Annotated in this window: 24 protein-coding genes and 2 pseudogenes; 13 read left to right on the forward strand and 13 right to left on the reverse strand. The window is 69.4% G+C overall.

All coding sequences use genetic code 11. From position 1 onward, the window contains the following. The first annotated feature begins 7 nt into the window (after positions 1 to 7). The 5 genes from ACFFC4_RS11610 to ACFFC4_RS11630 all read left to right on the forward strand — a co-directional run bounded on the left by ACFFC4_RS11610 (position 8) and on the right by ACFFC4_RS11630 (position 2,946). Positions 8 to 529: a GNAT family N-acetyltransferase gene (locus tag ACFFC4_RS11610; protein WP_375500946.1), complete on the forward strand. Its 522-nt coding sequence runs from the start codon at positions 8 to 10 to the stop codon at positions 527 to 529. A 25-nt stretch (positions 530 to 554) separates the two neighbouring features. Continuing rightward, the gene (locus tag ACFFC4_RS11615; protein WP_375500948.1) at positions 555 to 938 is read left to right on the forward strand and encodes an HNH endonuclease signature motif containing protein; all 384 of its coding nucleotides are present in this window, start codon (positions 555 to 557) and stop codon (positions 936 to 938) included. A gap of 150 nt (positions 939 to 1,088) precedes the next feature. Further along, positions 1,089 to 1,796 (forward strand): methyltransferase domain-containing protein, encoded by a 708-nt coding sequence (locus tag ACFFC4_RS11620; RefSeq protein ID WP_375500950.1) that lies wholly within the window; start codon positions 1,089 to 1,091, stop codon positions 1,794 to 1,796. 9 nt (positions 1,797 to 1,805) lie between these two features. Continuing rightward, positions 1,806 to 2,480 carry an endonuclease NucS gene (nucS, locus tag ACFFC4_RS11625; protein WP_375500952.1) on the forward strand — a complete coding sequence of 225 codons (675 nt, stop codon included), beginning with the start codon at positions 1,806 to 1,808 and terminating at the stop codon, positions 2,478 to 2,480. Positions 2,481 to 2,583: 103 nt separating this feature from the next. Further along, positions 2,584 to 2,946 (forward strand): hypothetical protein, encoded by a 363-nt coding sequence (locus tag ACFFC4_RS11630; RefSeq protein WP_375500954.1) that lies wholly within the window; start codon positions 2,584 to 2,586, stop codon positions 2,944 to 2,946. Between the two features lie 10 nt (positions 2,947 to 2,956). Here the strand turns inward: ACFFC4_RS11630 and ACFFC4_RS11635 are convergent, their stop codons facing one another. Then, positions 2,957 to 3,757, reverse strand: a complete 801-nt coding sequence (locus ACFFC4_RS11635) for a class I SAM-dependent methyltransferase (RefSeq protein ID WP_375500956.1) — start codon at positions 3,755 to 3,757, stop codon at positions 2,957 to 2,959. Positions 3,758 to 3,862: 105 nt separating this feature from the next. On the opposite strand from ACFFC4_RS11635, the gene ACFFC4_RS11640 reads away from it, so the two are divergent. Both ACFFC4_RS11640 and ACFFC4_RS11645 read left to right on the forward strand, forming a co-directional pair. After that, the gene (locus tag ACFFC4_RS11640; RefSeq protein ID WP_375500958.1) at positions 3,863 to 4,621 is read left to right on the forward strand and encodes an enoyl-CoA hydratase; all 759 of its coding nucleotides are present in this window, start codon (positions 3,863 to 3,865) and stop codon (positions 4,619 to 4,621) included. 58 nt (positions 4,622 to 4,679) lie between these two features. Beyond that, entirely contained in the window at positions 4,680 to 6,455 is a 1,776-nt protein-coding gene (locus ACFFC4_RS11645) for a 3-hydroxyacyl-CoA dehydrogenase family protein (protein WP_375500960.1), read from the forward strand. On the opposite strand, the gene ACFFC4_RS11650 is transcribed toward ACFFC4_RS11645, so the two are convergent. The 3 genes from ACFFC4_RS11650 to ACFFC4_RS11660 form a co-directional block, all read right to left on the reverse strand. Continuing rightward, positions 6,446 to 7,087, reverse strand: a complete 642-nt coding sequence (locus tag ACFFC4_RS11650) for a class I SAM-dependent methyltransferase (protein WP_375500962.1) — start codon at positions 7,085 to 7,087, stop codon at positions 6,446 to 6,448. The genes ACFFC4_RS11645 and ACFFC4_RS11650 overlap by 10 nt on opposite strands. Continuing rightward, on the reverse strand, positions 7,084 to 7,656 hold the full coding sequence (locus ACFFC4_RS11655) for a DUF664 domain-containing protein (RefSeq protein ID WP_375500964.1): 573 nt from the start codon (positions 7,654 to 7,656) through the stop codon (positions 7,084 to 7,086). Before ACFFC4_RS11655 ends, ACFFC4_RS11650 begins: the two co-directional genes overlap by 4 nt. A gap of 85 nt (positions 7,657 to 7,741) precedes the next feature. Continuing rightward, positions 7,742 to 9,562 (reverse strand): APC family permease, encoded by a 1,821-nt coding sequence (locus tag ACFFC4_RS11660; RefSeq protein WP_375500966.1) that lies wholly within the window; start codon positions 9,560 to 9,562, stop codon positions 7,742 to 7,744. A gap of 79 nt (positions 9,563 to 9,641) precedes the next feature. On the opposite strand from ACFFC4_RS11660, the gene ACFFC4_RS11665 reads away from it, so the two are divergent. Beyond that, complete coding sequence (locus ACFFC4_RS11665; RefSeq protein WP_375500968.1) at positions 9,642 to 9,947, forward strand: hypothetical protein; 306 nt, start codon at positions 9,642 to 9,644, stop codon at positions 9,945 to 9,947. Positions 9,948 to 9,985: 38 nt separating this feature from the next. Here the strand turns inward: ACFFC4_RS11665 and ACFFC4_RS11670 are convergent, their stop codons facing one another. From ACFFC4_RS11670 to ACFFC4_RS11685, 4 genes and pseudogenes are all read right to left on the reverse strand, one after another. Next, positions 9,986 to 10,996, reverse strand: a complete 1,011-nt coding sequence (locus tag ACFFC4_RS11670; protein ID WP_375500970.1) for a hypothetical protein — start codon at positions 10,994 to 10,996, stop codon at positions 9,986 to 9,988. 34 nt (positions 10,997 to 11,030) lie between these two features. Then, the gene (gene ccrA / locus ACFFC4_RS11675) at positions 11,031 to 12,314 is read right to left on the reverse strand and encodes a crotonyl-CoA carboxylase/reductase (protein ID WP_375501060.1); all 1,284 of its coding nucleotides are present in this window, start codon (positions 12,312 to 12,314) and stop codon (positions 11,031 to 11,033) included. A gap of 103 nt (positions 12,315 to 12,417) precedes the next feature. Beyond that, entirely contained in the window at positions 12,418 to 12,858 is a 441-nt protein-coding gene (gene mce / locus ACFFC4_RS11680) for a methylmalonyl-CoA epimerase (protein WP_375501062.1), read from the reverse strand. 48 nt (positions 12,859 to 12,906) lie between these two features. Next, positions 12,907 to 13,311, reverse strand: a pseudogene (locus ACFFC4_RS11685) (GNAT family N-acetyltransferase); the annotation flags it as partial. Positions 13,312 to 13,432: 121 nt separating this feature from the next. Here ACFFC4_RS11685 and ACFFC4_RS11690 point away from each other — a divergent pair. Together ACFFC4_RS11690 and meaB are read left to right on the forward strand one after the other, a co-directional pair. After that, on the forward strand, positions 13,433 to 14,629 hold the full coding sequence (locus ACFFC4_RS11690) for an acetyl-CoA C-acetyltransferase (protein ID WP_375500972.1): 1,197 nt from the start codon (positions 13,433 to 13,435) through the stop codon (positions 14,627 to 14,629). Positions 14,630 to 14,650: 21 nt separating this feature from the next. Next, complete coding sequence (meaB, locus tag ACFFC4_RS11695) at positions 14,651 to 15,619, forward strand: methylmalonyl Co-A mutase-associated GTPase MeaB (RefSeq protein ID WP_375500974.1); 969 nt, start codon at positions 14,651 to 14,653, stop codon at positions 15,617 to 15,619. A 3-nt stretch (positions 15,620 to 15,622) separates the two neighbouring features. Here the strand turns inward: meaB and ACFFC4_RS11700 are convergent, their stop codons facing one another. Then, complete coding sequence (locus tag ACFFC4_RS11700; RefSeq protein ID WP_375500976.1) at positions 15,623 to 16,816, reverse strand: alpha/beta fold hydrolase; 1,194 nt, start codon at positions 16,814 to 16,816, stop codon at positions 15,623 to 15,625. A 22-nt stretch (positions 16,817 to 16,838) separates the two neighbouring features. On the opposite strand from ACFFC4_RS11700, the gene ACFFC4_RS11705 reads away from it, so the two are divergent. Next, positions 16,839 to 18,032 (forward strand): serine hydrolase domain-containing protein, encoded by a 1,194-nt coding sequence (locus tag ACFFC4_RS11705; protein ID WP_375500978.1) that lies wholly within the window; start codon positions 16,839 to 16,841, stop codon positions 18,030 to 18,032. On the opposite strand, the gene ACFFC4_RS11710 is transcribed toward ACFFC4_RS11705, so the two are convergent. Beyond that, entirely contained in the window at positions 18,008 to 18,790 is a 783-nt protein-coding gene (locus tag ACFFC4_RS11710; protein ID WP_375500980.1) for a DUF2127 domain-containing protein, read from the reverse strand. The genes ACFFC4_RS11705 and ACFFC4_RS11710 overlap by 25 nt on opposite strands. 130 nt (positions 18,791 to 18,920) lie before the next feature. Between ACFFC4_RS11710 and ACFFC4_RS11715 the strand changes: the two genes are divergently transcribed. Together ACFFC4_RS11715 and ACFFC4_RS11720 are read left to right on the forward strand one after the other, a co-directional pair. Beyond that, positions 18,921 to 19,457, forward strand: coding sequence for a YciI family protein (locus ACFFC4_RS11715; protein WP_375500982.1), 537 nt, complete (start codon positions 18,921 to 18,923; stop codon positions 19,455 to 19,457). 8 nt (positions 19,458 to 19,465) lie between these two features. Then, positions 19,466 to 20,398 (forward strand): annotated as a pseudogene (locus ACFFC4_RS11720) (RNA polymerase sigma factor); the annotation flags it as partial. A gap of 25 nt (positions 20,399 to 20,423) precedes the next feature. Here the strand turns inward: ACFFC4_RS11720 and ACFFC4_RS11725 are convergent. From ACFFC4_RS11725 to ACFFC4_RS11735, 3 genes are read right to left on the reverse strand one after another with little or no spacing between them, the layout of a single operon-like run. Beyond that, positions 20,424 to 20,732, reverse strand: coding sequence for a hypothetical protein (locus ACFFC4_RS11725; RefSeq protein WP_375500984.1), 309 nt, complete (start codon positions 20,730 to 20,732; stop codon positions 20,424 to 20,426). Between the two features lie 47 nt (positions 20,733 to 20,779). Next, positions 20,780 to 21,136, reverse strand: a complete 357-nt coding sequence (locus ACFFC4_RS11730; RefSeq protein ID WP_375500986.1) for a nuclear transport factor 2 family protein — start codon at positions 21,134 to 21,136, stop codon at positions 20,780 to 20,782. Positions 21,137 to 21,157: 21 nt separating this feature from the next. After that, positions 21,158 to 22,330 carry an acyl-CoA dehydrogenase family protein gene (locus ACFFC4_RS11735; RefSeq protein ID WP_375500988.1) on the reverse strand — a complete coding sequence of 391 codons (1,173 nt, stop codon included), beginning with the start codon at positions 22,328 to 22,330 and terminating at the stop codon, positions 21,158 to 21,160. Between the last annotated feature and the right edge of the window lie 121 nt (positions 22,331 to 22,451).

Here is a 22,451-nt window from a genome sequence, read left to right on the forward strand (position 1 = left end):
CCGGTTGGTGCCCGTTGACGAGCGCGTGCTGCAGCGACTCCTGACGGTCGCGGTCGACGACGCCGACCCGAGCGAGGTCATGGCGCCGGTTTTCGGGCCGCCGGGCTGGACGCCGGCTCGGCGCGATGCCTTTCTGCGTTACCACCGCGAGCGTTGGAGTTCGGACCCCGCTGCGCCGTTGGTCGAGGTGACGTACGCAGTCGTCGCCGGGGATGACGTTGCCGGAGCGATTCGGCTGGCCGCCGTGCTAGGCGACCCGGCCGCGCTCGAAGTAGGCCTGTGGCTGGGCCGTAGCCGGCGCGGGAGGCGGATCGCCGGCGCGGCCCTCGACGCCGCCGCGGACGTTGCGTTGGACCTCGGCGCGCAGGTGCTGGTAGCCGTTACGTCGCCGACAAACGCTGCGGCGCTCGCGGTGCTGCGCAGCCGCGGCTTCCGCGTCGAGCCTCCCGTGGACGACCGTTCCCAGGCCTCGCTCGCAATCGATACCCGTCACTCAGGAAGTTGTAGCGGGCGCACGTCATTGCGGTAGGTGCGCGCCACTGCACCAGCGGCCGATGAGCGTGCTGTCGCCCCCGTCTGCGACGCGCCAGGTCGGCCGTGCGAAGGAAGGTCTGTCGCGGCAGCGACAGGTCGAGCACGTGATCGCGCGGGATCGGATCTGCCGCTTCCCCGGCTGCCGGCGCCGAGCCCGGCGCTGCGACATCGACCACCAAACCCCGTGGGACGAGCACGGTGACACCGACGCCTGCAACCTCGAATGCCTCTGCACCCGGCATCACCACCTCAAACATGAAGCCGGGTGGACCGTCCACGGCCACCCCGACGAGCACCTCGTCTGGATCACCCCCACCGGGCACACCTACCTCGACCCACCAGGCCGACATCCCGTCGATCGCACTTCAGACCCCGTCGCCGATCCCGACAACTGCCCCTTCTGACCCGGGACCGCTGCGGTGCCGAGTGCTGCGCGGTCGCCGTTGGCGAGCCGTTCGTGCGCGGTTCACCCGTTGACGTCCGCGTTTCACCTGGGGCGATTAGCGTCGTCCAGATTTCTGCGGCGACCGGCTACGGAAATCCCGGGAGGCAACATGCACGACAGCGCGATGGCGCACATGGGGTTGAGCGTCAATCAGTACCTGAAGCGAGATCGGCATTACGACGTTCTCGACGTCGGCTCGCAGGCCGCCGGCAACATGCGCACCCATCGTGAGCTGTTCACCGAGCACGACGTCACCTACACCGGCACCGATGTGTCGGCCGGCCCGAACGTCGATGTCGTGATGCGCAAGCCCTACCGACTGCCCTTCAGGTCGAGAAGCTTCGACGCGGTGCTGTCGAATTCCGCCTTCGAGCACATCGCGTTCCCGTGGGTGTCCTTCCTCGAAATCGTGCGCGTTCTGCGTCCGAATGGGTTGCTGCTACTCGTGGCACCGTCGCGTGGGCACATCCACTGGGAGTTCGACTGCTGGCGCTATTACCCGGATGCCATGCGCGCGTTTGCCGCATATGCGCGGGTCCAATTACTCGAGGCGCACACCGACATGCCGCCGAAGATCGAGTCGAGGGTCGACTACACGCGGGTGCGGTCTCCGGAGAATTACTGGGGCGACACCGTCGGGGTCTTTCGCAAGCCGCTGAAGTACTCACGGGGTGTCGTTGTCCCACGCGAGGTCGGGGTGTGGTGGGCCAACCGGGTCGGTGGCATCGACAAGCACCCACGGAAGTACGGCACCCAGGAGCGGTACGGACTCGTGCCGCCGCCGTCGCGGGCGGAGGTGCTGTCCGAATTCAGCTAGCCTGCCGGGGTGCGTCTAGTCATCGCTGAGTGCAGCGTCGACTACGTCGGCCGGCTCACCGCCCACCTGCCGTTGGCGAACCGGTTGCTGCTGGTGAAGGCCGACGGTTCGGTGCTCGTGCACTCCGACGGTGGCTCGTACAAACCGCTGAACTGGATGAGCCCGCCCTGCTCGCTGGTCGAGGCGCGTGGCGTCGACGGGCCGGACACCTGGACGGTCACAAACAGGGCGGGCGAGCAGTTGATCGTGACGCTGGTCGAGGTGCTGCACGATTCGTCGCACGAGCTCGGCGTGGATCCCGGTCTGGTGAAGGACGGGGTCGAGGCGCACCTGCAGAAGCTGTTGGCCGAACACATCCACACCCTCGGCCCCGGTTACCGGTTGGTGCGCCGCGAGTACCCGACCCCCATCGGTCCGGTCGACATCATGGCTCGGGATCCGCAGGGCGTAGCGGTGGCCGTCGAGATCAAACGCCGAGGCGAGATCGACGGCGTCGAGCAGCTGACCCGTTATCTCGAACTGCTCAACCGCGATCCGCTGCTGGCACCGGTCCGGGGCGTGTTCGCGGCCCAGGAGATCAAGCCCCAGGCGAGGACGCTCGCGGAGGACCGAGGTATCCGGTGCGTGGTCCTGGACTACCACGCGCTGCGCGGGATCGACGACGCGGAACACCGGCTGTTCTAGATCATCAGCCGTCGAAGACGGCGACGAGGGTCGGAGTCGGCGGGATATCCACAGCCGCGGGGTCATTCTGGCGCGGCTGCAGCAGGCGGCCTACGGTGGCCAGATGACTAGCGATCATCCGATGGAGCTTCGCGTGTCTCGGCTCGAGAACGACCGAAACTCGCTCTACGAGCTCGTTGCCGAGATCAAATCAACTCAGCAGGAACACTCTCAGCGGTTCGACGCCGTTGACCGTCGTTTCGACGCCGCCGACCAGCGTTTCGACGCCGCCGACCAGCGTTTCGATGCCGTCGACCAGCGTTTCGATGCCGTCGACCAGCGTTTCGATGCCGTCGACCAGCGTTTCGATGCCGTCGACCGGCGTTTCGACATCATCGACCGGCGTTTCGACATCATCGACCGCCGTTTCAACACTATCGAAACGACGCTGACCGAGGTCGTGCGCCGCCTTCCAGAGCCGTCCTAGGCCAGCTCTGCTAGCGCCGCGCGCGCAGGAAGTCGACGAGGGCCGGCGGCAGCCAGTCGCTGCGACGGGTCGGTGCCGGGGCGGCGGCCGGCTTCGCCTTCGGCTTGGCCTTGAGCAGCAGGACGGGGTTGCCGAGGATCTGGTGCTCCGAGCACCCCATCCGGTTCTCGATGCGCAAGAAGTCCCGCAAGACATCGACGTGGGTGCCGGCGTCGCCCCAGGTCGCGTACAGCTTGTACCGGGTGAGCGCGAAGGGGGTCAGCCCCGTGGTTGCCGTGGCGCCCCATACCGCCGCGGCCACGCCGGGGGTGTGCTCGGCCCGGTAGTCGTCGAAGACGACGATCCCGTTCGGTTGCATCACGTTCTTGATCGCCGCGATGTCCTCGGCGACCTGGGCGTACAGGTGCGAGGCGTCGACGTGGACGAAGCGGACGCTGCCGGGTTCGACGTGCTCGACGATCTCGGTGGAGCGGCCCTGCACCACCTCGGGCAGCGTGTCGTGCAGGGCCAGGTAGTTGGCTTCGAAGCGCGAGCGCGTCAGGGTGGCGTAGCTGCCGGAGTTCTCGCGTCGGTTGGCGATGTCGTCGGTGTCTGCCCCGAAGAGGTCCACGACGACGAACCGCTCGCCCTCGCGCAGGTGGTCGCCGATGACGACCGCGCTGCGGCCGAGGTAGGCACCCAGCTCCACGAGGGTGCCGTTGCCGGCCTGCGATTCGAGCAGGACGTCGAACAACGCGCGGTCGTCCCAGAAGAACCAGCCCTCGATGTCGGCGTACGAACCGATCGAGGCCGCGGTCACGGTCGTTGTCACCGGCGCACCGTACGACGGCTCGCCCCGCCCGTCGGCGACGCCGGGGGGACGGGCGCATGGCCGGCAGGTGACGTCTCGGGGCCAGACTTCTGCCAGAGTGCAGGCATGTCACTGGTGCTGCTCGAGGACGGTCCCGCGGAGGGAGTCCGAATCCTGACTCTGAACGACCCCGAGCGCCGCAACGCGATGTCGCCGGACCTGCAGCAGGCGCTGGCCGCGGCCGGCGAAACGGTGGCGAACGACCGGGACGCTCGGGTGTTGGTGGTCACCGGCTACGGCTCGGCCTTCAGCGCAGGCGCCGACCTGCCTGCCGTGTTCCACGGCCTGGACCGCGAGGTGTCCGAGATCCGCGCCGGGCTGCAGTCGATCTACGACTGTTTCCTGCGCATCAAGCGGCTGCCCATCCCGACGGTGGCGGCGGTCAACGGTGCGGCCGTGGGCGCCGGCGTCAACCTGGCCATGGCCTGCGACGTGCGGGTGGCCGGGCCGCGGGCCAAGTTCGGCGTCACCTTCACCAAGCTCGGTATCCACCCCGGCGGTGGCTGCACCTACTTCCTGACCCAGACCCTGGGCCGGCAGCGCGCGTTCCAGCTGATCATGGACGGCGCGGTGCTCGACGCGGACGAGGCGCTGCGTCTCGGGCTCGTGCTCGACGTCGTCGAGGACCCGCTGGCTGCTGCGCTCGAGACCGCGCAGCGCTGGGCGCAGGTCGACCCGCTGCTGGCTCGCGACATCAAGAAGGCCGTCGGAATTGCCGAGCGCGGCCTGTTCGACGAGACGCTCGAGTTCGAGGGCTGGGCCCAGGCCGCGGCCGCCGCACACAGCCCACAGCTGCTCGAGGCGATTGCTCGCTTCGCCAAGTAGTTGGTTACTGTCCGGTTACCGCTCGGTACAGAAGGACGCAGGAAAGGACGCGGTTCTCATGGCTCGCGAGTTCCAGCAGGTCGGTGTCATTGGTCTCGGCACGATGGGGGCCGGCATCGTCGAGGTCTTCGCTCGTAGCGGACTGTCCGTCGTCGCCGTCGAGAAGGACGAGGACGCCCTGACGCACGGCCGCACGACCCTCGAGAACTCGGTCGGCCGCGCGGTCGACCGCGGCAAGCTGACGGCGCAGGAGCAGCAGGAACTGCTCTCTCGCGTCGCCTTCGGTACGGACCTGACCGATCTCGCCGAGGTCGACCTGGTCATCGAGGCGGTACCCGAGAAGCTCGAGCTCAAACGCGCCCTGTTCTCCGAGCTCGACGGCATCTGCAAGCCCGACACGATCCTGGCCAGCAACACCTCGTCGCTGTCGATCACCGAGATCGCGGTGTCGACGGGCCGACCCGGCAAGGTCGTCGGCATGCACTTCTTCAACCCGGCGCCGGTCATGAAGTTGGTCGAGGTCGTGCGCACCGTCGTCACCGAGCAGGAGGTCGTCGACGACGTCGAGGCCTTCGCGCAGCGGCTCGGCAAGACCGACGTCACCATCGGCGACCGCGCGGGCTTCATCGCCAACGCCCTGCTGTTCGGCTACCTCAACCACGCGGTGGCGCTGTTCGAGTCCCGCTACGCCAGCCGCGAGGACATCGACGCGGCCATGCGTCTCGGCTGCGGCCTGCCCATGGGCCCACTGGCCCTGCTCGACCTCATCGGCATCGACACCGCCTACGAGATCCTCGACACGATGTACAAGCAGTCGCGCGACCGCCTGCACGCGCCGCAGCCGGTGTTCAAGCAGCTGATGATCGCCGGCCTGCTCGGCCGGAAGTCGGGCAAGGGCTTTTACTCCTACGACGCGCCGGGCTCGCCGAACGTCGTCGCCGATGCGTTGACGCCACCGGCCAACCCCGACCTCGACGGCGTGCGCCCCGTCACCAAGGTCGGCGTCGTCGGTTCGGGCACGATGGCCACCGGCATCGTCGAGGTCTTCGCCAAGGCCGGCTACGACGTCACGTTCGTGACCCGTGGCCCGGACAAGAGCGACCGGGTGCTCGCCGCCATCACCAAGTCGCTGGAGAAGGCGGTCGGGCGCGGCAAGCTCAGCGAGGCCGACCGCGACGCCACGCTCGCGCGGCTGACGCCGTCGTCGACCTTGGACGACCTCGCCGGGGTACAGCTCGTCGTCGAGGCGGTCGTTGAGGACCTCGCGGTCAAGCAGACGCTGTTCGCCAATCTCGACGACATCTGCGCGCCGGGCACCGTGCTCGCCACGACGACGTCGTCGCTGCCGGTCATCCAGTGCGCGGCGGCCACCTCGCGTCCGGCCGATGTCATCGGCATGCACTTCTTCAACCCGGCTGCGGTGATGAAGCTGGTCGAGGTCGTGACGACGGTCGCCACCGCGCCTGAGGTGGAGGCCACCGTTCTCGACCTCACGGCCAAAATCGGCAAGCACGCCGTGCGTTGCGCCGACCGGGCCGGCTTCATCGTCAATACGCTGCTGTTCCCGTACCTCAACGACGCGATCAAGATGCTCGAGGCGCACTACGCCTCGGCCGACGACATCGACTCGGCCATGAAGGTCGGCTGCGGCTACCCAATGGGTCCTTTCGAGCTGCTGGACGTCGTCGGCAACGACGTCTCGCTGGCCATCGAGCGTGAGCTCTTCCAGGAGTTCCGCGACCCCGGCTTCGCGCCGGCGCCGCTGCTCGAGCAACTCGTCACCGCCGGCCGCCTGGGCCGAAAGACCGGCAAGGGCTTCCGCGACTACCGCTGAGCTGACCGATACGCAACCACCGCGAACAGTGGGTCGCCGCGGTACCGACCCTCGGGAGTGCGGCGTGACAACTGGGCGGGCTCGAAACCACCGGCCCGGCGCAGGTGCTCAGCAACCAACGCGCAACGCCCGTCGTCGTCGGTTGACAGCCAGGCGTGCACCGCTTTGGTCGGGAAGCACCGGTTCGAGAACGTGATGACGACCGGTGCGCCGGGCTGCAACACGCGAGCGACGTCGGCCAGGACGTCGACCGGCCGGGTGAGGTAGTCGATCGAGACGCAGCACAGCACCGCGTCGAACGAGGCGTCGGCGAACGGCAGCCGGGGATCGGTGTTGAGGTCGTGGACGACCCGCTCGGTGGCCATCGGGTTCGCGTCCAGCTCTGCGACGTTCATGCCGAGCACCACGAGTTCGGCCGGGGCGCGGCGCAGGTGCGACACCCACGACGACATGAGGTCGAGGACACGAGCGTCGGCGTGATCGACCCCCAGCTCGGCGTAGAGCGTGCCGACGGCCTTGATCGCCGCGTCGTCGATGTGGGTGACGAAACGCGGCTGCCCGTAGAACGCTGCGTCACTACCTGGATCGTCGCGGGCGAAGAACCAGCTGGGGTACTCGGTATCAGGGCTCACGACATAGGCGATACCCACGGCTGCACGAAGTCGTTGCCCTCGCGGCCCTCGACCGCCATCAGCAGCGACGCGGCGTCGGCGCCGTCGAGCTGCTCACGGATGATGTCGGCGTGCCCCGCGTGCCGGGCGAGCTCCTCGATGTGGTGCACGAGCTCGTAGCGCCGCACCGACGGCGTGGGCTCCTCGAGGCCGTCCCAGGGAGCAGCCGGGACGGTCGTATCGGCCCCCGGATCCGCGGCCCGCAGATCGGCGAGGTACTCGGTGCGCGTGCCGTCGAACGTCGATAGCGCTCCGGCGAGCGTCTCGTCGTCGGTGAGGGCGAAGCTGCCCATGAACAGCGCGAAGCCCGCCTCGTCCAGCTGAACCTGTTCGGTGCGGCGCCGCAGGTGTTGGCCCATGACGTAGGTGGCGTGCTTGATGAGCCCACCGATCGACAGCGTGCTGCGACACGGCGCCTCGCGCGCTTGCTTCTCGGTGAGGCCGTAGGCCGCGGCGCGAATGGACGTGAGCTGGGCCTCGAGGTAGCCGACGATGACCTCGCGCTCCGAGTACTTGCCGGGACCGAACATGGCGACCTCTCCAAGGCGACGGGTGCTGACAGCCGAAGTGATACCAGCGGACACCGACAACGGCGCGGTCACGCGTGGCGAATCCTCACTCCAGACGGAACGGCACCGTGGCGACGACCGCGTCGGTGCGCGAGCGCAGCGCCGCGGCAAGCACCATCCCCCGCTGGTTGTGCAACAGCTCGTGACGACGGTGCCGCGGCTCGACTTCCGACAGCAGGACAGTCACGTCGTGGCCGTCGCCGATGAGCGTTTGGACGTAACCGACGATCGGTGCCACCAGGGTGCGGTGCGGGCTGGGCAGCACCGTCAGCTCGATGCCGGGATCCCACGTCCGCCACTGCCCACACAGGGACTTTGTGGCTGATGGATCGATGCCGACCGCGACGGCGTGCACGCTCGAGCCCAGCCGCTGCGCGGTCGACAGCGCCAGCGCGGTGCGCCGGCTGACATCCAGCACGGGAACGACCACCACCGCCGGCTGGCGGCCCGGCGACGCGGGCCGGGGCGGCAGCTCGCCGAGGCCGAGCTGGCGCCCGACGTCGGCGTAGTAGTTCTCGACGCGGTCGAAGCCCGCGATCAGCACCGGGATGATGACGAGTAATGCCCAGGCGCCCTCGGTGAACTTGCTGGCCATGAACACGACAGCGGCGAGCGCGGTCAATACCGCGCCGGTGGCGTTCAGGGCGGCTCGTCCACGCCAACCTGCCGACCGGGTCTGACGCCAATGCCGGACGAGGCCGACCTGGCTGATGGTGAAGCCGATGAACACGCCGATCGCGAACAGCGGCAGCAACTGGTTGGTGTCGGCGCCGACGACGAGCAGCAGTACCGCCGACAGCAGGGCCAGCGCCGAGACGCCGTAGCGGAAGACCGGCCGCTCCGCGCGCAGCCCGAACAGGTGCGGCAACCGGTTGTCCCGGGCCAGCAGGCTCATGAGCACCGGCAGGCCGCCAAAGCTGGTGTTGGCTGCAAACGCGAGCACAAGCGTGACGGCCAGGTTCGTGACGTAGAAAGGCCAGCCGGTGCCGAACGCGCCGGCCGAGAGCTGGGCCAGGACGGTTACGTCGCCCCGGGGCACGATGTGATGGATCTTGATCGCGACGGCCAGACCGACCAGCATGACGCCGAGCAGTACGCCGAGCGCCAACTCCGTGCGCTGCGCGCGCTTAACCGCCGGCGCCCGGAAGGCCGGCACCCCGTTGGCAATGGCCTCGACGCCGGTCAGTGCCGAGCAACCGGCTGCGAAGGCCTTGAGCACCAGAACGATGCCGAGTGCCTCGGTGGGTTCGATGGGGCCGAGGTCGTGCCCGACAACGGCCACCGGGTCGTGACGCACGAGCCCGACGACGATGGTGGCGAGGATGGCGACGACGAAGACGGCGGTGGGCAGCATGAGGGCGCGAGCCGACTCCGCGATGCCCACCAGGTTGAGCAGCGTGAGGACGAGCAGGCCGACGAGAGCGACCGCGAGCAGGTGATCGGCCAGCGACGGGAACACGCTTGCCAGGCTGGCCGCGCCGGCCGCCAGGCTCACAGCGACGGTCAGAACGTAGTCGACGACCAGACTGGCCGCGGCCAGCAGGCTCGTACGCTGGCCCAGTGACGTCTTGGCGACTGCATACGCGCCGCCGCCGTCGGGGTGCACGGCGATGACCTGGCGGTAGGAGACGACCAGGACGATCAGCAGCAGCGCGATCGCGATCGAGATCGGCAGGGTGAGGCGGACTGCGGCGGCGCCGGCGGCGGTCAATGCGATGACGACAGCTTCCGGTCCGTACGCGACGCTGGACAACGCGTCGAGGGACAGCGCTGCCAGGCCGCCGACGGCGGTCAGCTTGTGACTGTCGTCGCGGTCCTGCCCGGTTCGGCGCGCGCCGGCCGGGCGGGTCGGGATCCGGGTCGCCATGTCGAGAAGTTTGTGCTCACCGGCACCTCCGTCCGAACAGCCGCTCACGACATCGTCACGGCTCTCCTACCCTGGACAGGTGCCCCGCCAGAACCGTCGTCGCGCCGACACGCCTCTGGACGCTCCCCGGGGTGGCGCCGAGCGGCGTGAGCAGTACCAGGGCATGACGTACTCGGTGCGTTCGATCAGCGGGCAGGCCGCTGACAAGACCTACCGCTGCCCAGGCTGCGACCAGGAGATCCGACGCGGCGTCGCACATCTCGTCTGCTGGCCTGCCGACGACCTCGGGGCGGACGACCGGCGGCACTGGCACAGCGTCTGCTGGGCCGCCCGCGGTCGGCGGGCCCCCGGAGTGCAGCGCTCACGCTCGGCGCCCCGCTACTGACGCGAACCGGAGCGGTGAGGCCGCCGTCGGCGCCTCGCTCAGCGAGGCCCGGGCAGCGGTCGGCTCTCGTCATCGCCGACGCCCGACGGCGGCAGCTGCGGTGCGTCGGGGGTGGCCGTTCGCGCCTCGGCTAGCGCGGACTGCAGTCGCTCGGTGAGCGTGCCGAGCTCGCCGTGGATGGTGTCCCGGACGCCGTGCAGCCGACGCACTTCGTGCGTCGCGTCGGCCACCAGCTGCTCGGCCGTCGCGCGCGCCTGCGCGATGGTCGTGGCCGTCTCGCTGTCGGCGGCCCGCCGCTGCTCGGCCAGCTGCTGCTGCACCTGGGTGCGTCGCATCCGCAGCGTGATCTCGAAGTCCTCCTCGGCCTGCGTCCGCGCGACGGAGGACTCGGAATCCAGGCGCGCCCGTTCGGCCGCGGCCTCATTGTTCAGTCGGGTCCGCTCGGTCTCGGCCTCGTGCGCCAGCCGGCCGCGCTCGGCGTCGGCCTCGGCCGACAGGCGGGCCTGCTCCTCGCGGGTACGTGTCTCCTCGGTCGCGAGCTCGGCCTGAACCTCGGTGCGCCGCCGCTCGACCTCGGCCATCCGGGTACGAAACGTGCCCTCGGCCTCGGTGAGTCGCTCGGTGGCGGCGACCGTGATCCGTTCCGCCTCGTCCCGCGCCTCGGCGCGGATGCGAGCCGCGGCGTCGGCGGCCTGGCTGCGAATCGTCTCGGCCTCGGTTGTGGCGTCGGCGCGGGTCTTCGCCGCGTCCGAGGCCGCGGTGGCCAACTTCTGCTTGATCTTGTCGTCGACGTTGGCGGCGTTGACCTCTTCGCTGGCGATCCGCAGCTGCCGGCGCAGTGACTCGATCTGGGCATGGACGCTGGCCAGCTGTGCAGCGAGGTCGGCGCTGCGGGCGGCCGCCGAATCGCGCTCTGCGGCCATCAGCCGGACGTCGTCGTCCAACCGGGTGATCTCACGGTCGACCTGCGCGCGGTCGTACCCGCGCATGGCGGTGTCGAAGCCACGACTCGAGTCGTAGAGCGGAAGGAGGTCCGAGGTTTCGCTCATCCAGTCATGATTCCACTTCCGGATGAGGTCCGGGTCAGCGGTCGCGGAAGCGGTTGATGGCCTCGAGGTGCTCGGCCCGCAGCTCGTGATCGCGCACGCCAAGACCCTCTTCCGGGGCGAGGCAGAGCACGCCGACCTTGCCCTGGTGCAGGTTTTTGTGGACGTCCAGCGCCGCCTGGCCCGTCTCGGCAAGGGGGTAGACCTTCGACAGTGTCGGGTGGATCGCGCCCTTGCTGATGAGCCGGTTCGCTTCCCAGGACTCGCGGTAGTTCGCGAAGTGCGAGCCGATGATGCGCTTGAGCGTCATCCACAGGTACCGGTTGTCGTACTCGTGCATGTAGCCCGACGTCGAGGCGCAGGTGGTAATGGTGCCGCCGCGGCGGGTGACGAACACCGAGGCGCCGAACGTCTCGCGGCCCGGGTGCTCGAAGACGATGTCGATGTCGTCGCCGCCGGTAAGCTCGCGGATCTTTGATCCGAACCGCTTCCACTCCGAGGGCTGCTGGACACCGTCCTGCCAGAACTCGTAACCCTCGGCGCTGCGGTCGATGACGAGCTCGGCGCCCATCGACCGGCAGATCTCGGCCTTCTCCGGCGAGGACACGACGCACACCGGGATCGCGCCGCCGTTGAGCGCGTACTGGGTGGCGTAACCGCCCAGGCCGCCCGAGGCGCCCCAGATCAGCACGGTGTCGCCCTGCTTCATGCCGGCCCCGTGATGGGAGACCAGCTGGCGGTAGGCGGTGGCGTTGACCAGGCCGGGAGCGGCGGCCTCCTCCCACGTCAGGTGCGCGGCCTTGGGCATGAGCTGGTTGGACTTCACCAAAGCCAGCTCGGCGAGGCCGCCGAAGTTGGTCTCGAAGCCCCAGATGCGCTGCTGCGGGTCCATCATCGAGTCGTCGTGGCCCTGCGGGTCCTCGAGTTCGACGGACAGGCAGTGCGCGACGACCTCGTCGCCCGGCTTCCACCGCGTGACGCCCGGGCCTACGCGCAGCACGACGCCGGACAGGTCGGAACCCACGACGTGGTAGGGCTGGTCGTGCTTGCGGGCCAGCTCGGAGGACTTGCCGTAGCGCTTGAGAAAGCTGAACGTCGAAACCGGTTCGAAGATCGACGTCCAGACGGTGTTGTAGTTGATGGCACTCGCCATCACGGCCACGATCGCCTCGCCCGGGCCGAGCTCGGGGGTCGGGACCTCCTGCAGGTGCAGGCTCTTGCGTGGGTTCTTCTCCTTCGTGTTCATGCCCGCGAACATGTCTGCCTCATCGGCGAGCACGACCATGCCCTGGTAGCTCTCTGGCACCGGAAGTCCGGCCATGGCGGCGAGGTCGTCGTTGAGGATGGCGGAGCTGATGTCGTCCACGGTCTGGCCTTTCAGGAAGCCGGGTGAGGGGCAGGTCGTAAGTTACCGGACAGTAACATCAGTGGGGGGTGTCGGCAGGCTGGACGAGTTCCATGAGCACGCCCCCGGCGTCCTTCGGATGGACGAAGTTCACCCGGCTGTCCGCGGTGCCGCGCCGCGGAACGTCGTAGAGCAGCCGCATGCCACGCGCACGCAGCGTCTCGCTGACGGCCTCGATGTCGGTGACGGTATAGGCGACCTGCTGGACCCCCGGGCCGCTGCGGTCGAGGAATTTGGCGATCGTGGACTGCTCGTTCAACGGGGCGAGGAGTTGGATGCGGGTGCTGCCGTCGCCTACCGCAAGCATCGCCTCGCGCACGCCCTGCTCCTCGTTCGTCTCCTCATGCACGCTGACGATGCCGAAGGTCTCGGCGTAGAAGGCGATGGCCTTGTCGAGGTCCGCGACCGCGATCCCAACGTGGTCGATCTTGGTGAACAGGCTCGGCGGCGTATCCGTCATCGCGGTCTCCTTGGTCAGATGGATCAGCCCGTCGTCGGACGAGACTCGAACGTAGCCGTGCGCCTCGTAGAAGCGGACGTTGTGCTCGCTGCGTGGGCCGGTGAACAGCGCGAACCGAGCCGTGTCCGACGGCGCGGCTGCCTCGATGGCCGACAGCAGACGGCTGCCGATGCGTTCGCCCTGCCGGTCCGGGACGACACCGAGCCGTCCGATGTGCCACGCACCGTCCGCCGCGTGCGCCCGCACGATGCCGACCATGCGGTGCCCGTCTACGGCGACCAGGCCGTATTGGCTGCCGAGATCGGCGCGCACGTCGTCCAGCGACTGCATCAGCGGCGGCAGGAACGGCGTGTCATGGGCCTGCGCCTCCACGACCCAGGCCGCCCGCTGGATGGTCAGTATCTCGCCGGCGTCCGCAGTCGTGGCCCTGCGGAGGGTGATGGCAGTGGGCATCGGGACATCTTCGCAACCTCAACCGTTTACAGCAGGCCCTCGGTGGGCCGGTTCACAAAGCGGCCATCGGGCGGCTGGCTAGAGTTGTGGGGTTACGTCGGCCTTCGCGAGGAGTCTTCCCATGGCAGGATCGGTCATCGTCCACGGCGCCCGCACCCCGATGGGGCGGCTGCTCGGTTCGCTCAAGGACTTCTCCGGCGCCGACCTCGGTGCGGTCGCCATCAAGGCCGCGCTCGAGCGCTCGGGCGTTGCGCCCGAGCAGGTGCAGTACGTGATCATGGGTCAGGTCCTGCAGGCCGGTGCCGGTCAGATCCCCGCCCGGCAGGCCGCGGTCAAGGCCGGCATCCCGATGAACGTGCCCGCGCTGACCATCAACAAGGTCTGCTTGTCCGGCCTGGACGCGATCGCCCTGGCCGACCAGCTCATCCGCGCAGGCGAGTTCGACATCATTGTGGCCGGCGGCCAGGAGTCGATGACGAACGCCCCGCACCTGCTGCCCAAGTCCCGCAGCGGCTTCAAGTACGGCGCCGTCGAGATGCTCGACGCCATGGCCTTCGACGGCCTCACCGACGCCTTCGACCACATCCCGATGGGTGAGTCCACCGAGCACCACAACAGCAAGCTCGACCTGACCCGAGAGGAGCAGGACGAGTTCGCGGCCCGTTCACACCAGCGTGCGGCCATCGCGGCCAAGAACGGCGTGTTCGACGAGGAGATCACGCCCGTGCTCATCCCACAGCGGAAGGGCGACCCGATCGAGTTCCGCGATGACGAGGGCATCCGTGCCGACACCACCGTGGAATCGCTAGCCAAGCTGCGCCCCGCCTTCACCAAGGACGGCACGATCACCGCTGGCTCGGCCTCCCAGATCTCCGATGGCGCCGCCGCGGTCGTCGTCATGAGCAAGGCCAAGGCCGAGGAGCTGGGACTCACCTGGCTGGCCGAGATCGGTGCGCACGGCAACGTCGCCGGCCCCGACAACTCGCTGCAGTCCCAGCCGGCGAACGCCATCAAGCACGCGCTCGGCAAGGAGAACCTGACCGTCGGCGACCTCGACGTCATCGAGATCAACGAGGCGTTTGCCGCGGTCGGCGTCCAGTCGATGCGCGACCTCGGGGTCGGTCCCGACAAGGTCAACCCGTCCGGCGGTGCGATCGCCCTGGGCCACCCGATCGGCATGTCCGGTGCGCGGCTCGTGCTGTCGGCGGCGCTGGAGCTCAAGCGCCGTGGTGGCGGCATCGGCGCGGCCGCGCTGTGTGGCGGCGGCGGGCAGGGTGACGCGCTGATCCTGCACGTCCCCAGCACTGGCACGGCTTGAGCCTGACCCCCCAGTTGCCCTGTGGCCGTCTCGCGCCGTGACGCCGACGTCGAGGACCTGGTGTCCCGGGCGCGGGACGGCTCGGCGCGGGCAGTTGCCCGGCTGATCTCGCTCGTCGAGAACGACTCGCCGGTGCTGCGCGAGGTCGCGGCCGCGCTCGCTCCCGACGGCGGGCACGCCCAGGTGGTCGGGCTCACCGGCTCACCCGGCGTCGGCAAGTCGACGTCCACCTCGGCGCTGGTCACCGCGCTGCGGGCGGCGGGCAAGCGGGTCGGGGTGCTGGCCGTCGACCCGTCCTCGCCGTTCTCGGGCGGGGCGTTGCTCGGCGACCGGGTGCGCATGCAGGACCACGCCACCGACGAGGGCGTCTTCATCCGTTCGATGGCCTCGCGCGGGCAGCTCGGCGGGCTGTCGGCGGCGGTGCCGCAGGCCCTGCGGGTGCTCGATGCCGCGCGCTGCGACATCGTGCTGATCGAGACCGTCGGCGTCGGGCAGGCCGAGGTCGAGATCGCCTCCCTGGCTGACACCACCCTGCTCGTCGTCGCCCCCGGGTTCGGTGACGGTATCCAGGCAGCCAAGGCCGGGATCATCGAGATCGCCGACATCTTCGTGGTCAACAAGGCCGACCGCGACGGCGCGGACCAGGTGGTGCGCGACCTGCGCTACATGCAATCGCTCGGCGGCCGGCATTCGTCGGCGGGGTCCTGGCGCCCACCGATCGTGAAGACGATCGCCGCGCGCGCAGAGGGTGTCGACGACGTGCTCGCCGCCGTCGAGAAGCACCGCGGCTGGCTCGAATCGCACGGCGAGCTGATCCGCCGCCGGCAGGCCCGGGCCGCGGCCGAGATCGAGGCCATCGCGCTGGGTACCGTGCGACGCCGCTTCGGCTCGGTGCACGGGTCGGCCCCGCTCGACGACGCGGCCGCCCGCGTCGTGGCCGGTAAGACAGATCCCTACACCGCGGCCGACGAACTGGTCGCCGACCTCTAACGCTCAGCCCAGGCCGGCGATGAACTCCCGGGTCAGCCTGGCGGTCTGCTCCTGGTACTCGAACTGTGGAACGTGCCCGCAGTCCTCGAGCACCACGCCCTCGCTGCTGGGCAGGGCCTCGGCGACGAAGCGGGCGAACCCGGCCGGGACGAGGGTGTCCTTGTCTCCCCAGATGAACAGGGCGGGCGGTATGAGGGTCGGTAATCGGTCCCAGAAGCCTTCCTCACCGAAGGGCTGGTCGAGGTAGATGTGGCGCAGCGCCGAGAAGGTGGCGAGCCGGTTCGCGCGGATGGTGATCACCCGGACGAACTCGTCGATCGCCGCCTCGAGCCATGCGGCCGGGATGCGGTTCGGGTCGGCGAACAGCCCGCGCAGCCCGCGCAGAGCCATCCGGCGTGGGATGCGTACCGGCAGGCTGGCGATCTCGTCCGGGACGATGCGCACGAACGGCACCAATTGGCGCAGCTTGCGGAATGCGACGGCGGGGCAGAGCAGCACCAGACCGCGCACCTCGTCCGGGGAGTTGAGGGCGGCCTCCAGGCAGGTGCGCCCGCCCAGACTGTTGCCGACGAGCACCACCGGGCCGTCACACGTCTCGCGGACGAACTCGGTGAGCCAGTCGCCGAGGTAGCGCGCGGCGTGTGCGGCGCCGGTTGCCTGTGTGCCGCCGTGTCCGGGCAGGTCTGGGGCCAGCACGCGGTGCGTACCGGACAGCGCGGGCAGCAACGGCAGCATCGAGGCGTTGGTCGCGCTGAGCCCGTGCACCAGGACGACCGTCGGTCCGTCGACCGGGCCGGCCTCGAGGTAGAACGTCTCGATGCCGCCGGCGAGTACCGAACGGGTGGCGGTGCGCGAGTCGTCGGCGGCATCGCCGGGGAACAGGCCGTCGAGCTGCAGGGCCAACGCGAGGTTGCCGCGCACGGTCAGCGCGCCCTCGAGGAAGGCCTGCACGCCGCTGCGCTCGCCGGACACGACTTCGATCAGCGTCGGCAGCGGGGCCCGGACGGTGGTGGTCGGCCGGGACGGACCACCGGCGTGGGCGGAGGCGCGGCCGTTCTCGATCTCGACCGTCCAATTGGCCAGGCCGCCGGCGGAGAACAACAAGGTGGCCCGGACGTCGGACAGCAGCGGCGAGTAGATGCCCTTGAGCCGCCTCTCGAGCAGCGGCAGCAGGTCACTGGAATGTGGGTCGGTCATGGCTTCGGTAGCGTCTCATGGCATGGCGAGAGTACCGGTCGGGGGCGACGTCGACCCGGGCTGGGAGCCGGTGCTGCAGGAGTTCACGCGCAACTTCGAACGCCGGGGCGAGGTAGGCGCCGCGGTCGCCGTGTTCCGCCACGGCCGTCCGGTTGTCGACCTGTGGGGCGGGCGACGGGACGCCACGCGGGACCTGCCATGGAAGCGCGACACCCTGGTCCCGGTCTTCTCCACCACGAAGGGCGTGGCTGCACTCGTCGTCGCGTCACTGCGTTCGCGGGGGCACCTGGAATACGACGCGCCCGTGGCAAAGTACTGGCCGGAGTTCGCGCAGCACGGCAAGGACGAGCTCACCGTGCGCCAGCTGCTCGCCCACGAGGCTGGGCTCGCGGTGCTCGATCGTCCGGTACATCGCAGCGAGCTGTTCGACCTCGACGCGCTGGCCACGGTGCTCGCCGAGCAGCGGCCGGCGTGGCCGCCGGGCACGCGGCACGGATATCACGCCATGACGCTCGGTCTGTTCCAGAACGAGCTCGTGCGCCGCACCGACCCTGAGGGGCGCACGCTGGGCCAGGTACTGGCCGAGGACATCGTGAAGCCGCTCGGGCTCGCGTTCTTCGTCGGGCTGCCGGAGCGCATCGAGATGGATCGCGTCGCGGTGCTGGGCCGCCTGGCCCGTCCCGACGTGCTGCGCCAACTTCCCGCCGTGCCTTGGGCACTGGCCCTGCAGCTGGTGAACCCGCGCAGCGCTACGGCGCAGTCGATGCGCACCCCGAACCTGGGTGCGGCGGAACGCTTCAGCCGACGCGAGGTGCTGGCCCCGGAGGTCGCGTCGTCGAACGGCGTCGGCGATGGCCGCTCGCTCGCTGCGCTTTACAGCGCCGCGGCCGGCGGGTCGCCGGCGCTGCCGATCGACGCGGACACGCTTGCCGAGCTCGCCCAGCCGGTCCGGGGTCCCGTGCAGACCGACGTCCTGCTCAAGGCCCGGCGCACGTTCTCGCTCGGGTTCAGCAAACCGGTGCCGGACTTTGCCTTCGGCTCGCCCGGGGGCCGGGCGTTCGGGACGTGCGGCTACGGCGGCTCGTTCGCCTTCGCCGACCCCGACACGGGCATCGGGTACGCCTACGTCACCAACCGGTTGGGCGTGCGCCTGGACGACGACCCGCGCGAGGTCGCGCTGCGCCGCGCCGTTTACCGCTGCGCGGCGGGCTGCTGAGCGCTCGACTCTTCGCTGGATTGCTGAACTTCGAGCAGCGACTCCTCCTGCAGCGACGCCTCGTAGGCCTCGTAGCCCCCGCGGATGCCGAACAACCGCTTCGACACGACGAGGTAGACGACCGCGGCGATGTTGACCAACAGCACCACCAGCTTGAGCCAGCTGACCTTCTCGGTGAGCTCGTACACCTCAAGCGGGATGAACAGCGTCGTCCCGACGACCGCGACGTACTCACCCCAGCGTTTCAGCGACCACAGCCCGATGCCCTCGGCGATCTGCAGCGCGCCGTACAGCAGCAGGCCGGCGCCGATGAGGTTGTACGTCGAGGGTTTTGCGTCGAGGAACTTCTCGACCGAGTGGATGGTGCTCGAGTCGCCGACGTCGAAGTGGATCTGTTTGAAGAACGGGTCCAGGGACTTCAGGTCCCGCTCGAACAGCTCCTTCAGGGTGACCCGGGTGTTCTTGAGTCGGAACACGGCGATACCGAGCAGAGCGAGCACGATCCCGCGGACCCAGCGTTCGATGGCCAGCGCCCGCAGGATGAACGCGCTGCGCAGCGCGCGTCCGCGCAGCAGCACGGGGGCGTCCTCGGCCGGGCCCTGACCATGTGGCACGCCCAGCACGTAGCTGCCGCAGCGCAGGCACCGCCAGGCCTCGCCGAGCGGGGTCTCGGCCGTCAGCCGGCTGCGGTACTCGTCCTCGGTCGGTGCGTAGGTGACGTGACCCTTGCGGGCGCAGGTGCGCAGGTTCCATTCCACCAGCGCAGGATGCCCCGCTCGCTCACGAAATACGGCCGCGACCCGCTAGCGGGAGCTGACGATTCCCGAACGTCCCGTGCGTCGTCATGATGCAGGCCCGACCCGCGGGCCGCACAGATCGGAGGCGTACATGTCCCGCTATCTGGTGGCAATCCAGGAGGACGAGCAGAAATGGATCGACATGGCGGAGGGCGCGAATGAAGCGCTCGAGAACCACTACCGGTTCAACATCGCACGCGCGGACGCCGTGATCGCGGGGCGGGCGCTGCAGCCGTCGTCCACCGCGACCAGCCTGCGAGCCGACGACACTGGCGGGGCCGCCGTCACCGACGGCCCGTTCGTCGAGACCAAGGAGGTACTCGGCGGCTTCTACCTGATCGAGGCAGCCGACGACGCCGAGGCGCTCGAGATCGCGCGCGAGGTGCCCGCCCCGTTCGGCGGCCTCGAGATCCGGCCGGTGCAGGACTTCGGCGGCCCGACTCGGCCGCCGAAGGAGCAGGCGGACGGACTGAGCAGCTACGTCGTCTTGCTCTACGTCGATGAGGCACGCAGCGCGACGATGACACCGGAGGAACGTCAGGATCTGCTTGCTCGACACGGTGCCTTCCAAGCGGGCCACGACGCTTCGGTGCTCATCGGCGACGCGCTGCAACAGCGCCGGACGTGAGTGAGCGCGAGATCCCGGACGACCGCCTGCGCCTGATCTGCACCTGCTGCCACCCGGCGCTGGCGCCGGAGGCTCGCGTGGCGCTGACGTTGCGGCTGCTGTGCGGCCTGACCACCGCGGAGGTAGCGCGCTCGTTCCTGGTCAGTGAGTCGACGATGGCCGCGCGGATCACCCGGGCGAAGAAGAAAATCGCCACCGCACGGATTCCGTACCGGGTTCCGGCCGCGGCCGAGCTGCCGCAGCGGGTGGGTGCGGTGCTCGACGTCGTGCACCTGCTGTTCACCACCGGCCACACGGCGCCGGTCGGTGACGGGCTGACTCGCCCCGACCTCGTGGAGCGGGCCCTCGACCTGGCCCGGCTCCTGCGCCGGTTGCTGCCGGACGACCGGGACGTCGCCGGGCTGTTGGCACTGTTGCTGCTCACCGACTCCCGCCGCCACACCCGTACGGACGCCGACGGCCGGCTCGTGTTGCTGGCCGACCAGGACCGCGGAGCCTGGGACCGCGCCGAGATCGCCGAGGGCATCGCTCTCGTGGACGAGGCGCTGCAGGCCCGCCCGCCGGGCCGGTTCGCACTGCAGGCGGCGATCGCGGCGGTGCATGCCGACGCGCCCAGCTGGGCGGCGACGGACTGGACCGAGCTCGTTGGTCTGTACGACGTCCTCGCCCGGGTGTGGCCGTCGCCGGTGGTGGACCTCAACCGCGCCGTGGCCGTGGGCTTTTCGGACGGCCCCGAAGCCGGTCTGGCCGAACTCGACCGGCTGGCCGGCGAGCCGCAGTTGGCCGGGTACAGCTACCTCGCCGCGGCGCGCGCCGACTTCCTGCGCCGGCTGGGCCGGGTCGCCGACGCGCGCGTTGCGTACGGGGAGGCCCTGCTGCTGACCGAGAATGCCGTGGAACGGGACTCCTTGCGGGGTCGACTGGCCGGGCTGTCCGAATGACGCGTTGCCCTGCTGGTGTCGGGCATCACCACAGTGCGGTGCCGGCGACGGCTCCCAGCCCCAGGCTGACGACCACGGCCGCGGCCAGGACGCGATGCAGGACCGGTCGGCACGTGGTCCGCGATAGGACCACGGCCAGCACACCGACAACGGCGTTCAGAACCAAGGCCCAACCGGCGAGGTCGTAGCTGTTCATCACCTGACCGCACGCCCCCGATCCGTCGGTGCCGGAGCAGGTGCCCACCCCGATGCCGATGAACACGTACGCGAACGCAGCGAGGTGCGTGAGCACGAGCTGCGAGATGCCGGCGGTGAGTAGCAGGTTGCGGGTCATGAGCCAACCCTTTACTCCCGGCCGAGCAGGCGCGTGAGTAGCGCTACTTACTCCCGCGCGCGGCCGCTAAAAAAGACCTGGATCTCGGCGATCCGGCCGCCCTGGACGGTGATGACCTCGGTGTTGCGGAAGCGCTCGGCGGTGTCCGCCAGCTCGTACTCGTAGAGGACGAACACCTGCTCGCCGACGGTGGAGGTGGCCACGATGCGTTGCGAGCGGAAGCGGGCCGCGGTGGGGAAGCAGCGCTCGAGGTAGGTGGTGCGGTCGATGTGATCGTCCTGCGGGCTCGTGAATCGCAGGCCCGGTGACAGCAGGACCTCGGCCGCGGTCCGGTCGCCGGCGCGGTAGGCGGCGAACATCCGTCGCACCACCTCGTGCGCCGGCAACCCGGCGGCGTCCGTCAACGCCTGCGCTCCCTCAACTACTCAGCGGAACGCGTCAATGCCGGTGAGCTGCGAACCCAGCACGAGCGTGTGCACCTCGTGCGTGCCCTCGTAGGTGTAGACGGTCTCGAGGTTCACCGCGTGCCGCAGTACGGGGTACTCGGTGGTGATGCCGCTTCCGCCGAGGATGGAGCGGGCCTCACGGCAGATGCCCAGAGCGGCCGAGACGTTGGCGAACTTGCCGAAGCTGATGTGGTGCGGCTTGATGCGGCCGGCGTCCTTGAGCACCCCGAGCCGCTGCGCCGTCATCTGCGCCTGCTGCAGGGACACCGCGAGGTCGGCGAACTTCTTCTGGGTGAGCTGAAAACCCGAGATCGGCTTGTCGAACGCGGTACGGGAACCGGCGTAATCGAGGGCTGACGCAAGAGCGTCGCGGGCCGCGCCGGTGACGCCCCAGACGATGCCGTAGCGGGCCTCGCTCAGTGCACCGAGCGGAGCGCGCAGACCGTTGCCCTCGGGCAGCCGGCTCGACTCCGGCACCCGCACGCCGTCGAGGATCAGCTCGCTGGTGACCGATGCGCGCAACGAGATCTTGTGGTGGACGTCCTGGGTGGTGAAGCCCTTCGTACCCTTCTCGACTAGGAAGCCGCGGACACCTTCGTCCGTGCGGGCCCAGATGACAGCGACGTCGGACAGCGAGCCGTTCGTGATCCACATCTTGGTGCCGTCGATGATCCAGTCGTCGCCGTCGCGACGCGCCCGGGTGCGCATGGCGCCGGGATCGCTGCCGGCGTCCGGCTCGGTGAGTCCGAAGCAACCCAGCAGCTCGCCCTTGGCCATGCCGGGCAACCACCGCTGCTTCTGTTCCTCGCTGCCGTAGGCGTGGATGCAGAACATGGCAAGCGAACCCTGGACGCTGACGAGCGAGCGCAAACCGGAGTCCACGGCCTCGACCTCGGCGCAGACGATGCCGTACTGCGAGGCGGTGGCCCCGGGGCAGCCGTAACCGTCGAGGTGCATGCCGAGCAGGCCGAGCTCGCCGCACTCCTGGGCGATCTCGCGGGCGGGCAGCGTGCCGGCCTCGAACCATTCGCGGATCTGCGGCCGCAGCCGGTCGTCGGCGAACTTGCGTACGGTGTCGCGCAGCAGGCGATCGTCCTGATCCAGGTCGTCGTCCAGGTCGAGCAGGTCCAGCCGGTCGAGTGCGTCGCTCATCGTCCTACCCTCGCTTCGCTCGGTTCGGCCGCCGAAGGACTTCTGTGCTCATGATCCGCTCCGCAAGCGTCGCTCATCGTCCTACCCTCGCTTCGCTCGGTTCGGCCGCCGAAGGACTTCT

It is taken from the genome of uncultured Jatrophihabitans sp. (assembly GCF_964244045.1).
GTDB lineage: Bacteria > Actinomycetota > Actinomycetes > Mycobacteriales > Jatrophihabitantaceae > Jatrophihabitans.

Coding starts and splice junctions, on each gene's coding strand:
- ACFFC4_RS11615 (WP_375500948.1), top strand. CDS start 555: ATGAGCGTGCTGTCGCCCCCGTCTGCGACGCGCCAGGTCGGCCGTGCG.
- ACFFC4_RS11620 (WP_375500950.1), top strand. CDS start 1,089: ATGCACGACAGCGCGATGGCGCACATGGGGTTGAGCGTCAATCAGTAC.
- ACFFC4_RS11630 (WP_375500954.1), top strand. CDS start 2,584: ATGACTAGCGATCATCCGATGGAGCTTCGCGTGTCTCGGCTCGAGAAC.
- ACFFC4_RS11640 (WP_375500958.1), top strand. CDS start 3,863: ATGTCACTGGTGCTGCTCGAGGACGGTCCCGCGGAGGGAGTCCGAATC.
- ACFFC4_RS11645 (WP_375500960.1), top strand. CDS start 4,680: ATGGCTCGCGAGTTCCAGCAGGTCGGTGTCATTGGTCTCGGCACGATG.
- ACFFC4_RS11655 (WP_375500964.1), bottom strand. CDS start 7,656: ATGTTCGGTCCCGGCAAGTACTCGGAGCGCGAGGTCATCGTCGGCTAC.
- ACFFC4_RS11660 (WP_375500966.1), bottom strand. CDS start 9,562: ATGGCGACCCGGATCCCGACCCGCCCGGCCGGCGCGCGCCGAACCGGG.
- ACFFC4_RS11670 (WP_375500970.1), bottom strand. CDS start 10,996: ATGAGCGAAACCTCGGACCTCCTTCCGCTCTACGACTCGAGTCGTGGC.
- ccrA (WP_375501060.1), bottom strand. CDS start 12,314: ATGGCCGGACTTCCGGTGCCAGAGAGCTACCAGGGCATGGTCGTGCTC.
- mce (WP_375501062.1), bottom strand. CDS start 12,858: ATGACGGATACGCCGCCGAGCCTGTTCACCAAGATCGACCACGTTGGG.
- ACFFC4_RS11690 (WP_375500972.1), top strand. CDS start 13,433: ATGGCAGGATCGGTCATCGTCCACGGCGCCCGCACCCCGATGGGGCGG.
- ACFFC4_RS11700 (WP_375500976.1), bottom strand. CDS start 16,816: ATGACCGACCCACATTCCAGTGACCTGCTGCCGCTGCTCGAGAGGCGG.
- ACFFC4_RS11705 (WP_375500978.1), top strand. CDS start 16,839: ATGGCGAGAGTACCGGTCGGGGGCGACGTCGACCCGGGCTGGGAGCCG.
- ACFFC4_RS11715 (WP_375500982.1), top strand. CDS start 18,921: ATGTCCCGCTATCTGGTGGCAATCCAGGAGGACGAGCAGAAATGGATC.
- ACFFC4_RS11725 (WP_375500984.1), bottom strand. CDS start 20,732: ATGACCCGCAACCTGCTACTCACCGCCGGCATCTCGCAGCTCGTGCTC.
- ACFFC4_RS11735 (WP_375500988.1), bottom strand. CDS start 22,330: ATGAGCGACGCACTCGACCGGCTGGACCTGCTCGACCTGGACGACGAC.